At 68.7% G+C, this 12765-nt stretch carries 15 protein-coding genes; 8 read left to right on the top strand and 7 right to left on the bottom strand.

Annotated elements, in window-relative coordinates; translation table 11 throughout:
• On the top strand, positions 1–419 hold a 419-nt coding region (locus G6031_RS05055; RefSeq protein ID WP_241737198.1), incomplete at its 5' end, for an alpha/beta hydrolase.
• 25 nt (positions 420–444) lie between these two features.
• Here the strand turns inward: G6031_RS05055 and G6031_RS05050 are convergent.
• Positions 445–1899, bottom strand: a complete 1455-nt coding sequence (locus G6031_RS05050) for an FAD-dependent oxidoreductase (RefSeq protein WP_182652644.1) — start codon at positions 1897–1899, stop codon at positions 445–447.
• A gap of 79 nt (positions 1900–1978) precedes the next feature.
• On the opposite strand from G6031_RS05050, the gene G6031_RS05045 reads away from it, so the two are divergent.
• The 3 genes from G6031_RS05045 to G6031_RS05035 are packed head-to-tail and all read left to right on the top strand — an operon-like array spanning position 1979 to position 4798.
• A complete protein-coding gene (locus G6031_RS05045) occupies positions 1979–2395 on the top strand; it encodes a rhodanese-like domain-containing protein (RefSeq protein ID WP_182652643.1) in 417 nt (138 codons plus the stop codon).
• Positions 2396–2444: 49 nt separating this feature from the next.
• Positions 2445–3653 (top strand): O-succinylhomoserine sulfhydrylase, encoded by a 1209-nt coding sequence (locus G6031_RS05040; RefSeq protein WP_182652642.1) that lies wholly within the window; start codon positions 2445–2447, stop codon positions 3651–3653.
• Positions 3654–3658: 5 nt separating this feature from the next.
• Positions 3659–4798, top strand: coding sequence for a hypothetical protein (locus tag G6031_RS05035; protein ID WP_187702053.1), 1140 nt, complete (start codon positions 3659–3661; stop codon positions 4796–4798).
• Between the two features lie 15 nt (positions 4799–4813).
• Here the strand turns inward: G6031_RS05035 and G6031_RS05030 are convergent, their stop codons facing one another.
• Positions 4814–5443: a hypothetical protein gene (locus tag G6031_RS05030; RefSeq protein ID WP_182652641.1), complete on the bottom strand. Its 630-nt coding sequence runs from the start codon at positions 5441–5443 to the stop codon at positions 4814–4816.
• A gap of 173 nt (positions 5444–5616) precedes the next feature.
• Positions 5617–5826 carry a hypothetical protein gene (locus G6031_RS05025; protein ID WP_182652640.1) on the bottom strand — a complete coding sequence of 70 codons (210 nt, stop codon included), beginning with the start codon at positions 5824–5826 and terminating at the stop codon, positions 5617–5619.
• A gap of 22 nt (positions 5827–5848) precedes the next feature.
• Between G6031_RS05025 and G6031_RS05020 the strand changes: the two genes are divergently transcribed.
• Positions 5849–6178 carry a hypothetical protein gene (locus G6031_RS05020; protein WP_182652639.1) on the top strand — a complete coding sequence of 110 codons (330 nt, stop codon included), beginning with the start codon at positions 5849–5851 and terminating at the stop codon, positions 6176–6178.
• 1126 nt (positions 6179–7304) lie between these two features.
• On the opposite strand, the gene G6031_RS05015 is transcribed toward G6031_RS05020, so the two are convergent.
• From G6031_RS05015 to G6031_RS05000, 4 genes are all read right to left on the bottom strand, one after another.
• The gene (locus tag G6031_RS05015) at positions 7305–7847 is read right to left on the bottom strand and encodes a signal peptidase I (protein WP_182652647.1); all 543 of its coding nucleotides are present in this window, start codon (positions 7845–7847) and stop codon (positions 7305–7307) included.
• A 5-nt stretch (positions 7848–7852) separates the two neighbouring features.
• Entirely contained in the window at positions 7853–8470 is a 618-nt protein-coding gene (locus G6031_RS05010; protein WP_182652638.1) for a hypothetical protein, read from the bottom strand.
• An 89-nt stretch (positions 8471–8559) separates the two neighbouring features.
• Positions 8560–9252, bottom strand: a complete 693-nt coding sequence (locus G6031_RS05005; RefSeq protein ID WP_347238443.1) for a SipW-dependent-type signal peptide-containing protein — start codon at positions 9250–9252, stop codon at positions 8560–8562.
• A 160-nt stretch (positions 9253–9412) separates the two neighbouring features.
• Positions 9413–10111, bottom strand: coding sequence for a SipW-dependent-type signal peptide-containing protein (locus G6031_RS05000; RefSeq protein WP_182652636.1), 699 nt, complete (start codon positions 10109–10111; stop codon positions 9413–9415).
• A 391-nt stretch (positions 10112–10502) separates the two neighbouring features.
• Here G6031_RS05000 and fgd point away from each other — a divergent pair, with 391 nt between their 5' ends.
• The 3 genes from fgd to G6031_RS04985 are packed head-to-tail and all read left to right on the top strand — an operon-like array spanning position 10503 to position 12760.
• Positions 10503–11522 carry a glucose-6-phosphate dehydrogenase (coenzyme-F420) gene (gene fgd, locus G6031_RS04995; RefSeq protein WP_182639161.1) on the top strand — a complete coding sequence of 340 codons (1020 nt, stop codon included), beginning with the start codon at positions 10503–10505 and terminating at the stop codon, positions 11520–11522.
• A complete protein-coding gene (locus tag G6031_RS04990; RefSeq protein WP_182652635.1) occupies positions 11519–12157 on the top strand; it encodes a suppressor of fused domain protein in 639 nt (212 codons plus the stop codon). The genes fgd and G6031_RS04990 overlap by 4 nt, the downstream gene beginning before the upstream one ends.
• 3 nt (positions 12158–12160) lie before the next feature.
• Positions 12161–12760 (top strand): methylated-DNA--[protein]-cysteine S-methyltransferase, encoded by a 600-nt coding sequence (locus G6031_RS04985; protein ID WP_347238442.1) that lies wholly within the window; start codon positions 12161–12163, stop codon positions 12758–12760.
• The last annotated feature ends 5 nt before the right edge of the window (positions 12761–12765 follow it).

The following is a 12765-nucleotide window of genomic DNA, read 5'->3' as shown; positions in this document are numbered from 1 at the left end:
GCATGGACGGCGTGGACTCCCCGCACACCGCGGTGGGCTACAGCTACGGCTCGGCGGTCCTGGGCGCGGCGGCGGCGGACCCGCGCGGGCTGGCCGCGGACCGGATGATCCACGTCGGCAGCCCCGGCGCGACCGTCGACTCGGTGGCGGAGCAGTGGGTCGACGAGGGCGGGACCGCGCGGCCGGCCGGGGAGCGGGAGGTCGTGGGCGTGGCCTCGCGGTGGGATCCGGTGCCGTGGTGGTCGTCCACCGGGGTGCTGGGCGCGCGGCCGGGGACGGAGGAGTTCGGGGGGCTCACGGTGGACGTCACCGAACCGGGATCCGGACCCGCGTCGACCCGGGGCGCGCACTCGGCCTACTTCGACAGCGGGACCGTGTCGCTGTCGGAGATCGGCAGGCTCGTGGCGGGCCGCGAGTGACCGTCGGAACGCCAGAGGTCCGCCTCTAGGGGGTCTCGGTGTCGGGGGAGTCCGCGCGCACGCGGGCCGCGACGAGCATCTCCTCCCGCCCCCCGAGCTTGGTGCGCTCGCGGCCCGCCTCCTGGCCCAGGGCACGCTCGCGGGAGTCGATCGCCGCCCATCCGCTGCCGTCGATCACGGACACGCCCCGCTCGGCGAGCAGGTCGCGGACGGCCTGCGGGTCGGTGTCGGCGGGGTCGAAAAGGGTGCCGGCCTCGATGTCCTCGGTGAGGGCGTGCACCGTGTCCACCGCGCAGTGGCGGTTGGTGCCGATCACGCCGGTGGGCCCGCGCTTGACCCACCCGGCGACGAACAGCCCCTGCACGGGCTCCCCGCCGGGTTCGGTGAGCACCCGGCCGCCGTCGTTGGGGATGGTGGCGGTCCGGTCGTCGAAGGGCACGCCCTCCAGCGCGTCGGAGCGGTATCCGACAGCGCGGTAGACGGCGTCGACGGCGAGCTCCTCGAACTCACCGGTGGGGCGCACCCGGGTCCCGTCCGGCTCGGTGCGCTCCAGCCGGAGGCCGGTGACGAACCCGTCGGGGCCGAGGATCTCGACGGGACTGCGGTGGAAGCGGAAACGCACCACGCGCCCGCCGGCGGCGAGCGCGGCCTCCTCGGCCGCGTCGGCGGACTCGTGACCCGCCTCCGCCTGCGCGGACGCCCACTTGGCCAGCTGATCGCAGACCTGCCCGGCCCGGCGATCGTGTTCCAGGTGGTCGCGCGCCTCGTCGTCGTACTCCAGGTCGGCCGGGTCCACCACGATGGTGACACCCTCCACCTTGTCCATCTCCCGCAGCTCCAGGGGGGTGAACTTGGCGTAGGCCGGGCCGCGGCGGCCGGTCACGGTGACGACGCGGGTGGCGCTGGTGCCGAAGCCCTCGCGGACGTGCTCGGGGATGTCGGTGGCCTCGAGCTGCTCGGGCGTGCGCACCAGCATCCGCGCGATGTCGAGCGCGACGTTGCCCACGCCCACCACGGCGGCGCGTTCGGCGGTCAGGGCCCAGTTGCGGTCGGCGTCCGGGTGGCCGTCGTACCAGGTGACGAACTGTGCGGCCCCGAAGGAGCCCTCGAGGTGTTCGCCGGGGATGCCCAGTTCGCGGTCGGCGAGGGCGCCGGTGGCCAGGATGACGGCGTGGTAGAGCCGGGGGACGTCGTCCAGGGTGAGGTCGCGTCCGAACTCGACGTTGCCGAGGAAGCGGATCCGCGGGTCGGTGACGATCGACTCCAGGGTGCGGGCGATGCCCTTGATGCGAGGGTGGTCCGGGGCGACCCCGTGGCGCAGCAGGCCGTAGGGCACGGGCAGCTTGTCGATGCAGTCCACGACGATGTCCCTGCCGTGCTGGTCAGCCCACGCCAGGAGGGCCTCGCAGGCGTAGACGCCCGCCGGTCCGGAACCGACGACGGCCACTCGGACGGGGGCGGCGGAGGGGGTGGGGGACATGGCCCGATCATGGCACGGGGGCGCGCCCGGCGGACCTCGACCGGGCGGACTGGTGCGAGGGGGAGCATAATCAGGGCCCATGAGCGATTACGCCGGGGACCTCGTGCCGCGACAGGCGTGGGATCTGCTCGCCTCCGACCCCTCCGCCGTCCTGGTGGACGTGCGCACGAGCGCCGAGTGGCAGTGGGTCGGCGGCGCCGACCTGTCGGAGTTGGGCAGGCGCGCGGTGGGAATCGAGTGGATGACCTCGGCGGGCGAGCCCAACCACCGCTTCCTGGAGCAGCTCGGCCAGGCGGGCGTGGGCGCCGACACGCCGGTCCTGTTCCTGTGCCGCAGCGGGCACCGGTCGGCCGCCGCCGCGAGCGCCGCCACCGCCGCCGGTCTGGGCCCCGCCTACAACGTGGCCGAGGGATTCGAGGGCGACCCGGACGCGGCGGGCCACCGCGGTTCGGTCAACGGGTGGAAGGTCGCGGGGCTGCCCTGGCGACAGTCCTGACCCGGCCCGGCCCGCCACCGCACCACCGACGACACTCAGAAAGCAGCGGATGAGAAACAACGAGCTCCCCGACGGACTCCACCCCGACACCCTGGGGGTGCGGGCCGGGCAGATGCGCACCGGTTTCGAGGAGACCGCCGAGCCGATGTTCCTCAACTCCGGCTACGTCTACGAGTCGGCGGAGGCGGCCGAGGCGTCGTTCAACAGGGACCTCCAGCGGTTCGTGTACTCCCGCTACGGCAACCCGACCGTGGCGATGTTCCAGGAGCGCCTGCGGCAGATCGAGGGCGCCGAGGCGTGCTTCGCCACCAGCTCCGGCATGTCGGCGGTGTTCGTCTCGCTGGCCGCGCTGCTGGGCAACGGCTCCCGGCTGGTGGCCTCCCGAGCGCTGTTCGGCTCGTGCTTCGTGATCTGCAACGAGATCCTGCCGCGCTGGGGCGTGGAGACGGTGTTCGTGGACGGCTCCGACCTGGACCAGTGGCGTGAGGCGCTCAGCGAGCCGACCGACGCCGTGTTCTTCGAGACCCCCTCCAACCCCATGCAGGAGCTGGTGGACGTGCGCGCGGTCTGCGAGCTGGCGCACGCGGCCGGCGCGCAGGTGGTGGTGGACAACGTCTTCGCCACCGTCCTGCACCAGAAGCCGCTCGAGCTGGGCGCGGACATCGTGGTCTACTCCACCACCAAGCACATCGACGGCCAGGGCCGCGTCCTGGGCGGGGCCGTGCTGGGGCCGGAGGAGTACATCTCCGGACCCGTGCAGAACCTGATGCGTCATGCCGGGTTCGGCATGAGCGCGTTCAACGCCTGGGTGCTGCTCAAGGGCCTGGAGACCATGAGCCTGCGGGTCGAGCGCATGTCCGCCAACGCGCTGGAGGTGGCGCAGTTCCTCGAGTCGCACGACGCGGTGGACTGGGTGCGGTACTCGATGCTGCCCTCGCACCCGCAGTACGACCTGGCCACCGAGCAGATGTCGGGCGGCGGGTCGGTCGTGACGTTCGGCCTGAAGTTCGACGACGACGAGGTGGACCGGGGCAAGCAGCGCTGCTTCTCACTCCTCAACGCGCTGAGGGTCATCGACATCTCCAACAACCTCGGTGACGCCAAGTCCCTGGTGACCCATCCGGCGACCACCACCCATGCGTCGATGGAGCCGGAGGCGCGCGCCGCGGTGGGTATCACCGACAACGTAGTCCGACTCTCGGTGGGGCTGGAATTCGCCGGAGACCTCATCGAGGACTTGCGTAGGGGTCTAAACTAAGTTTTATGCGGTCACATGGCGGCGCGTCCCGGACGAGGGTGGCGGTGCTGCCCGCCGCGCACCCGGCCGTCCGCCGGATCACGGGCCTGGCGTCGTCGGGCCGCCTCGAGATGGTCCCGATGCGCCCGGGCGTGGTCAACGGTGAATCCCACCCGGGCACGTACGTGAAGGGCGACGGCCCGGCCCCCGACCGCGACCTCGATCACGTGGACGTGGCCCACGTGCACTTCGGCTACGACTACCTGGATCCGGAGAGCGCCCGGGACGTCATCGAGCACCTGTCCCACGCCGGGGTCCCGATGGTGCTGACCGTGCACGACATCGTCTACCCCTCCCACGAGGACTCCGAGCCACACCGGGGGTACACCGGAACTCTGGTCGGCGCGGCGGTGCAGGTACTCACCCTGACCGAGGTCGCGGCGCGGGAGCTGTGGGTGCGGTGGGGCGTGGAGGCGATGGTGGTTCCGCATCCCCGGCTGCTCGACGAGGCCGAGATCTCGTCGGCCATCCGCGCGTCCAAGCACCTCCGGGCACCCGGGGACACCGTCGTGGGTGTGCTGCTGGAACGGATGGGCGAGAACATCGAGGGGCCCGAGCTCCTCGACCTGCTGGCGCCGGTGGCGACCGGCCGGCGGAACGCGCACCTGCGGATCGTGGTGGAGGCGCAGGCGTGGCGTGACGCGTGCGGTGAGGACCGGGAGAGCGGCGGGCACCACCTGGTCGCCGAGCTCGCGGCGGAGGGCGGGTGGGAGTCCGTGCGGTTGATCCGCTACGAGGCCCGCGACCTGGGGCCCGTGCTCGCCGAGTTCGCCGCCCTGGACGTGTGTGTGCTGCCGTACCGTTTCGCCACGCATTCCACCTGGCTGGAGCTGTGCCGGGACCTGGGGGTGACGCCCGTGCTCCCGGCAGTGGGCTTTCTCCGCGAGCAGTGGTTCGACCGCTGCGACCCGGACGAGCACTCGGGAGAGGTGTACGACCCCCGCGACCCCGGCACGTTGACATGGGCGGTGCGCACGGCCATCGACGAACCCCGGTCGCCGCCGCCGCGCGTCGAGGGCGCGGATCCGGGGAAGGTCATGGCCGCGCACGAGCAGGCGTACCGGATGGCCGCGCGACGGCGTGAGGCGATCCAGGAGGGTTCCTGAACCGGGCCGCGCGTGTCAGGTTCCGGCGTCCGCGCGGGTGATCTCGATGGGCCAGGCGAGCATCAGCACCGAGTCGGGCGCCGGGGACGCCGAGTCCATGCTCAGCTCGAGGCACACGGTGACGGGTGCTCCCGGGGTGGTGCGGGTGGCGGCCGGCAACACCAGCGGTTCGTCGACGGTGGCGGCGTCCACCGGCTCCGGCAGTGTCGCGTCACCGGCCAGGATGCTGGGGGTGCCGCTGCTGAACGTGGGCGCGGCGCAGGCGCCTCCGCTGGTGGTGACGGCCCGGATCCGGACGTCGGCGGCGGTCGAAGGGTCGCCCTCCACTAGCGCGCCCCTGCCGATCATCACGTGGGCCTCCGAGCGGGAATCGACGCTCGTCCGCAGGGTCAGGGGCTGGTACGCGGAACGGTTGCGGAGCGCGGCGGTGTCCACGCGGACGGGGAGGTGCCCGCCGTAGGTGGAGATGGGGGCGGTCCAGGTGGTGCCGAAGTCGGTGGAGGCCTGCACTGACCAGGACGAGCTTCGTAGCGCAGACTCGCGGGCATCGTCCTCGCGGTCCTGCAGGATCAACGTGGCGCTGAGCGCACAGGCGGAAGCGGAACCGAGGGCGACCAGCGCGGTGGCCGCGTGTCGAATCCGCATAGCTCCTCCGAAAGCCATTACTCGGCGACCGGTCCGGAGGAGGGGGCTCCGGCACGGGCTGGCCCGCCATGATCGCCGCTTCATCCAGAGTATGGTCGCCGGTGGCCGAATCGTTACATTTCCTGCGGCGAGTGGCGAATATCACGGTCCGTTTCGGCGTGTCGGAACGGGTGTCATCGGATATAGACGATCGTCCCGGTCGCCTGGTTGACGGCGGCCCACCGCCACCCGTCCGAGTCCGGGTCGCTCGAGGTGAACGTCCTCCAGTCGCCGCTCGGGCGGGCGCCCTCGTTGATCCAGGTCTCCAGCGCGGCCAGAGCGGTGCGGGCGTCGGCGGGGACGGTGTCGCTCTTGACGACGACGTCGAGTTCGTCTCCGTCCACCTCGACGGTTCCTACTGTCGTCGTGTCCGCGGACGCCGAAAGGGTGCCGGGGTCGGAGGGGATGACGGTTGTTGGGGATGCGGACGTCGTGGTGGTGGTCTGGGCGGTGGTGGCCGTCTTCGTCGCCGGCGGGGTGGTGGTGTCGTTCGTCGTCGCGGCGGAGGTCGTTCCAGAGGTCGTGGTCGCGTCCGCACCGGAGGGGTCCGGCGGAGCCGAGGTTGTGATTTCGGACGCGGTGGAGTTCTCGAGTGGGGATGTCACGGTGATTGCCGGCAGGGGGGAGGTCACGGTTGTGGTGTCAGAGCCAGCTCGGAAGGCCATGGGTTCGGCGGGTGCGGCAGCAGGGGTATAGCTGCCCCCTGTGTACCGGGTGTTTCCATTACCGCCGGGCATTACCTCGGGAAACGCCGAGCGCTTGGTGGGAAGTGCGGCGTGCGTCGGGCCTTTAACTCCACATTCGGAGCGCGAGAGGACGAAGTACATTTTGGCGCGCAAAGAGCTGAGTGCGTCATTGTCGTAATACTCAACGTAGGCAGCTACTTCTGAGATCGCGTAGGGGGGGTCAGTTTCCGTCTTCTGGGTAATGATCGGCATTACCTTGGCGTGGAGTTCGGAGCCGACTACTCCGATTCGATACAGCGGCGATAGTTGGCCATTAGGAAGTTCGGACGCGGAATATCCATCTGGATTGCGACTGATGCCATTGGCCCAGATGGTCCGAAGTGAGTCGGTGTTGGTATAGCGAAGATAGGGATCCGAACCGCCAAACTCCCTGCCGAGGTCCACTCGCCCGGTCGGAGGGTCGGCTACTGCGGTGTCTAGACCGCAGCGGACGCCGGTCTTGATATCGGCTGCATTGAGAAACGCGCGATAGGTATCGACGATGTCGACAGAGAACCCATAAGCGGCTGTGTCGTTGGTCGCCGCCGCGACCGAGTTACCCAGTCCGCATCTCGAATCATTACTTGCAGGAGCGAAGGATTCATTGATGACCATGCAGTAATTGTTCTGCGGGTTGGTTTGCGTCCCGGGATTCTGAAAGGTTCGTACCGCGGACCAACTGTGAAGCGCGAGGGACTGGTTGTCCTTTGGGAGCGCATTCGGGCTCGCGGTGACGTTTCCGGGTCCGCGCAGACGATAGTCTCGTGTAACGGTGAACGCTGGCCGGCCGCTGGAGGTCTCGAGTGAAGTTGGACTGCCAGTGGTTTCTTGCGCCCACCGGGAGAGTGACTGGTAGGTCATATTATCGGACCCCGCGGTTGACGTCCCCGTGGACGACTTCGCAGACCCCGCGATCACGGATGTGAAAGCGAGCGGCCACTTCGCCGCGACGTTCGCTCGAGCGAATTCGCTGTCGGTGTAAGCGGCCTCAGTCTGTGCGACGAGTTCGGCCCCGGTGCTAGCCGTGACCATGGACAGGGCCGTGACGGCAGCCAGGGCGGCGAGACCGAAGGAGCGGAAGCGAAGCCGGACGGACATCAGTTCTTCTTCTTGCGTGGCCAGAAGGACCAGGTGACGAGCAGGGTCATAGCGGCCGTCATTCCTGCCATGACCCGGGGATCGGATGCCCTGGAGACCAAGTAGCCGAGGTCAGGGATTGAGAACACCATTACCCGAGCCTGGGTGATCAGATAGGGCACGGGATCGTTGTTGTCGTTGGCATCACCCTTCATCTCGATCAAGTACGCTTCGCCGCCGACCCCAGTCGTAGACACGACTCGGTGAGTGACGGGGAGTTGACCTTCGCGATCGATGGTCAGGACGTCACCGACCCGTGCCTCCGAGGCCGGGATCGCGCGGACGATTGCCAGTGAACCCGTTGGGATGGTCGGGCTCATCGAACCGGTCTTGAACATGATCAGCGAGATGTTGAACGTGAAAGCGACTATGACGGCGATGATGCAGATGACCCCGCCGAGTGCGAGCAAGTCGAGCAGGCGCTCTCCGATCCACTTGCCAACGCGCGGGCGGGTTGAGACCGGAGCGACAACGTGTCGCGGTCCTAGCGTCGTGTCGGTCATGATCGTCACGTTCCGATGTTGGTAGTGAAGGGCCACGTCACTGAGAAGTCGGCGCCGTTCGCAGCGTCAGAACTCGCGTCGTTGGCGAGGCTGAACTCGAAGCACACGGTTCGACCCGCTCCTGCGGCGCCTGCGGTTCCCGCCGGAAGGGTAAGCGGAGTCCCGGTTGGTGCTGCGTTGGGTGCGCGATAGACTCCGGCGCCGCCGAGGAGGTAGGTGACACCGCCGGTTTGCCCCGTGGTCGTGTCATTGCATGAGTGGTTTGCCGAGGTGTAGGCACGGATTCGAACCGCGTTCGACATCGCCGCGTTCGACCCAGTGTTGTGGGCCACCACACCTTGGGTCATGGTGACCGTGGCGGGATTCACCACGCCGGAACTGGTGCGGAGACCGAATCGGGCGTACCTGGTCGTGCCGGGGAGGAGGTTGGCTGTGGGATTCACTGTCATTACTGCGGCACTTCCGGAGGTGAAGTTGTTGTTCCACGTTCCGTCAAGGCCGTTTGTCGAGTCGATTGAGCCTTCGATACCGCCGCGGATGGAGGCGAACTGGCCTCTCACCCACGTGTCGTCCTGGAAAGTGGCGAGGGTTGCGACAGCTCCGAGGCCGAGAACCAAACCCACCGCGGCGAGAACACGGGTCCTGCGCCACCTCTGACCATGTGTGCCCATTCTGCCCCTCCCTCTGCGCGCTACTTGCTCGTGACCGTTGCTCACACAGAGGTGGCGGTGAAGTGCCAGACAAGGCCCGCAGGCGCAGTGCCATACGGATTGGTCGATGGATCGTCAGCAGGGTCCTGGGCTGCCACCGTGACTTTGAAGCACACTGTCTTGGGCGTGGTGGCCGTGGTGTTCAGCACCTTGTCGAGAGTTACAATGCCAGAGGCGGGAGATAATGGTTGCAGCGTTCCGGTGGCCGGCCCCTGGGCGGTGGGCACAAGCGGTGTCCCGGCAGAGTAACCGGTCTCGTTCGTGCAGTTGACGGGGCTACTCACCACTGTGGCGCTCCACGTGAGCTTGGAGCGAAGCGCCGGGTCGCCCGTCCCCAGGTATTCAGAAATCTGGACGTTTCCGTTGAAGTCGGCCTTAGTCGAGTCTATTGCTAGACTGAACGGCGCGTAGTAGCTGGTGCCCGGCGAGACGATCGTGGGTACCACGGACGAGAACGCGAGAGGTGCGCTTGCCGCCTGGGTTCGGTACTCGCCCCAGGTGTGCGTGGTGGTGGTGCTCGGACTCCCCTGGACATTGAACTGGCCAGCCCGGAACTGGCCGTTGACCCAGATGTCGTCGGACCACGCAGCAAGAGTCATGGTAGCGCCGACGCCGAGTACAAGGCCTCCGGCCAAGAGCGCGCGGACGCGCCGACGGTTGGTTGTGGGCCGAGGGCTGGAACCGAGGTCGGACACTGGGGGCCTTTCATGCGGCGGGGGGACGCTCTGAGCGGGGCGGTAGCAGCCGCCCCGCTCAGAGCGGGTGGATAGTCACGTTCTGGCTGAACCGGGAGCGGCTGATGGGCGGCTCGTCCTCCCATGTGTGGTTCAGAACTGTGACGGATTTGGCGAGGAATCAGACTTCGTCAGTGGACTGGCCGTTGAAGACCCACTGGACGGTGGTCTCGGCACCGGTCCCCGCCGTGGCGGCCGCTTCGACAGCATCCTGGTTGGCGGCGACATCGCCCCCGGCCGTGCCCATGGTGACGGCGAAGCAGAGGTGCTGGTAGGGGTCGTCATTATCAGCCAGGACGACCAGCGGGGTGTTGGTGCCGGCGACAGCGTCCACCGGGGCGTTAGCGCCACCGGTCCACGCGGTCAGGCCGGCCGCGGCATCGGTCGGGTTGCACGAATCGCCGTGGGCGTCTGCGCCCGAGTAGATCTGGTAGGTCAGCACGCCTGCGTAGTCACCAGCGGAGGTGACGCCGGACAGCGTGAACTCGCCGTCGAGTGACGTTCCGGTCTCGGTGCCGATGGTGAGCGGAGCGTACACCGTCTGGCTGGGGGCCATCTTTAGCGCCTCGAGCTGGAACGACAACGTGGCCGAGCCGTCTTCGCCCGGGCCGTCGTAGTCCTGAAAGTCCTCGCCATCCAGTGCGGCCTGCAGCTCGAACGAACCGGTGTTGAACGTGCCGTTGGCGAACACGTCGTCCGACCACGCGGCGAGAGTCGCCGCGACGCCGAGGCCCAGGACCAGGCCGCCGGCGAGTATCGCCTTGCGCTTACGGCGTCGGCCCTGCTGGACGTCGGTTGCTAGGGGTGCGTTGGCGTTCATGCGCCGACCTTTCCGAAAGGGGCCACCGTTGCGGCCCGGGAGGGGTGCGTTGCCGATCGGGGGCCAGCGTTCTGGTCTCGCTTCGACATCTAGTTCATCTCAGGAACCTATGTAAGTGTTACATTATATTAAGGAAGGTGTAAATCCCTCGTAATCGGTAAGTGTCGTGTTCGGCAGGGGCTTTCACCGCCCGTCGCGGTCGCTGCAGCAGGCTGGACTGGTTCCAATGTTGTTGTTTCTTCATGATTGAGCGGTGTTGCGCAAGGTCACCACCCCTGCGGGGCCTAGCACGACCGACTCCGCGGGCTTCATAGGGCCCACTGGCATACTCGGCCCCAGCCCCGCTCGCAGCGGCAGTCAAGTCGCTCACTTAATCAACGAGGAGTCGTCGATGCCCCCCACCTCCGCCCTGAAGCTCGGTTACAAGGCCTCGGCCGAGCAGTTCGGCCCGCGCGACCTGGTCGAATACGCGGTCCTGGCGGAGCAGGCGGGCATGGACTCGGCCACGGTCTCGGACCACTTCCAGCCGTGGCGCCACGACGGCGGCCACGCCCCGTTCTCCCTGGCGTGGATGACGGCCGTGGGGGAGCGCACCGAGCGCCTGCAGCTGGGCACCTCCGTGCTCACCCCCACGTTCCGCTACAACCCGGCGGTGCTCGCGCAGGCCTTCGCCACCATGGCGTGCCTCTACCCGGACCGCATCTTCCTCGGCGTGGGCACCGGCGAGGCGCTCAACGAGATCGCCACCGGCCACCAGGGGCAGTGGCCCGAGTTCAAGGAGCGGTTCGCCCGCCTGCGCGAGTCGGTCCGGCTCATGCGCGAGCTGTGGACCGGCGAGACCACCAACTTCGACGGCGATTTCTACACCACCAAGGATGCGTTCCTCTACGACGTGCCCGAGGGTGGCGTGCCGGTCTACATCGCCGCCGGTGGACCCGTGGTGGCCAAGTACGCCGGCCGGGTGGGCGACGGCTTCATCTGCACCTCGGGCAAGGGCATGGAGCTCTACACCGACAAGCTCCTGCCGGCGGTGGAGGAGGGCGCGGGAATCAACGACCGTGACTCCTCCCGGATCGACCGGATGATCGAGATCAAGATCAGCTACGACCCCGACCCGGCGGCGGCCCTGGAGAACTGCCGCTTCTGGGCGCCGCTCTCGCTGACGCCCGAGCAGAAGCACTCGGTGGACTCGCCGCGCGAGATGGAGCGCCTGGCCGACGAGCTGCCCATCGAGCAGGTCGCCAAGCGCTGGATCGTCGCCTCGGACCCCGATGACGCGGTCGCGCAGGTCAAGCAGTACGTCGACGCCGGCCTCAATCACCTGGTGTTCCACGCGCCGGGCCACGACCAGAAGCGGTTCCTGGACCTGTTCAAGACCGACCTCGAGCCGCGGTTGCGTGACCTGGCGTGAGCGACGCGAGCACCGTCCCGGGCCCGGACAAGGCTGACCTCTCCGGCCTCGAGGGTCTCCTCGACGTGGCCGAGTCGGTCCGCGTCCTGCGCTACCCGCACAAGACGGAAGCCGACGAGGAGGGTCAGACCACGGAGTGGCACTGCGACATCGTCGTCGTCGACAACGTCCCCGCGCCCGGGTTCACCACCTACGCCACCGTCGGCGCCCGTGAGCTCCCCACCAACGTCACCACGCCCGACGGTCGGCAGATCCGCAGTGAGTTCGTCACCGTCGGCCGCACCGGACACCGCGCCATGGCCGACGTCCTGGACGCGTGCGCCCTGGCCGTCGCCACCGGGTCCATCCACGTGGCACCGGGCGCGGTGATCCCCGGCGCGGTGGGGCTCGTCGACTCCGGCCGACGTTGCGAGCACCTGGTCCTCACCCCGCCGTTCCTGTGGCCCGACCTGCAGGTGGTCGACGAGACCGGCGGCCCGGACGGGACCGGGCCACTGCTCACCCGGCTGCAGGCCGTCCCGATCACCTCCGCCGAGATGTCGGCGGTCGCCCGCGACGGCGCCGACGCGCTGTTCGAGCTCCTCGACGCCGCCGACGCCGATGTGACCAACCCGGACCGGCCGAGCGTGGTGTGAGGCGTGACGTCGCCCCGCGGGACCGCCGATAGGTCCGTCCGGGTACTCGACACGGCCGCCGGTCGGATGATCGTCGAGGCCACCCCTCAAGGCCTGGCGCGCCTGGACCAGGTGGGGCCGGACCCGAGTGGCGTGGACGGGGACGTCGCGTCGTGGCTGGCCGTGGAACCGTCCGACGACGACGACGAGGTGAACAGGTCCGAGCCCGGCGCGGCCGCTGAGCACCTCGACCGGGTGGCGGACCAGCTCGAGGCCTACTGTGCGGGCCGGTTGCGTGAGTTCACCGTTCCGGTGGACTGGGCCGCCGCCGGTGTGCACGACGAGTTCTCCCGCGAGGCCTACCGCGAGATCCAGCACATCCCGTACGGGGAGACCTCGACCTACGGGCAGGTCAGCGTGGATGCGGGACGGCCGCGCAACGCCCGCCGGGTGGGGCGGTTGTGCACCCTCGTGCCGGTGCCGTTCGTCATCCCGGTGCACCGGGTGATCCGCGCCGACGGCGGGATGGGCAACTGTCCCGAGTACCGCCTCCGGCTCCTCGAGCACGAGCGGCGCAACCTCACGGCCGCGGCCCCGGTGCCGTTCCCCGGCGGTGCGACCTAGCAGGC

It is taken from the genome of Dietzia sp. CQ4 (genome assembly GCF_014145125.1).
Lineage (GTDB): Bacteria > Actinomycetota > Actinomycetes > Mycobacteriales > Mycobacteriaceae > Dietzia > Dietzia natronolimnaea.
The sequence above is the reverse complement of the archived record's forward strand: the minus strand, read 5'-3'. Positions and strand labels throughout refer to the sequence as shown.

Excerpts from the sequence above, each read along its gene's own strand:
- G6031_RS05030 (WP_182652641.1), bottom strand. The coding sequence starts at position 5,443 with ATGCGGATTCGACACGCGGCCACCGCGCTGGTCGCCCTCGGTTCCGCT.
- G6031_RS05015 (WP_182652647.1), bottom strand. The coding sequence starts at position 7,847 with ATGACCGACACGACGCTAGGACCGCGACACGTTGTCGCTCCGGTCTCA.
- G6031_RS05050 (WP_182652644.1), bottom strand. The coding sequence starts at position 1,899 with ATGTCCCCCACCCCCTCCGCCGCCCCCGTCCGAGTGGCCGTCGTCGGT.
- G6031_RS05035 (WP_187702053.1), top strand. The coding sequence starts at position 3,659 with ATGCGGTCACATGGCGGCGCGTCCCGGACGAGGGTGGCGGTGCTGCCC.
- fgd (WP_182639161.1), top strand. The coding sequence starts at position 10,503 with ATGCCCCCCACCTCCGCCCTGAAGCTCGGTTACAAGGCCTCGGCCGAG.
- G6031_RS05040 (WP_182652642.1), top strand. The coding sequence starts at position 2,445 with ATGAGAAACAACGAGCTCCCCGACGGACTCCACCCCGACACCCTGGGG.
- G6031_RS05045 (WP_182652643.1), top strand. The coding sequence starts at position 1,979 with ATGAGCGATTACGCCGGGGACCTCGTGCCGCGACAGGCGTGGGATCTG.
- G6031_RS05000 (WP_182652636.1), bottom strand. The coding sequence starts at position 10,111 with ATGAACGCCAACGCACCCCTAGCAACCGACGTCCAGCAGGGCCGACGC.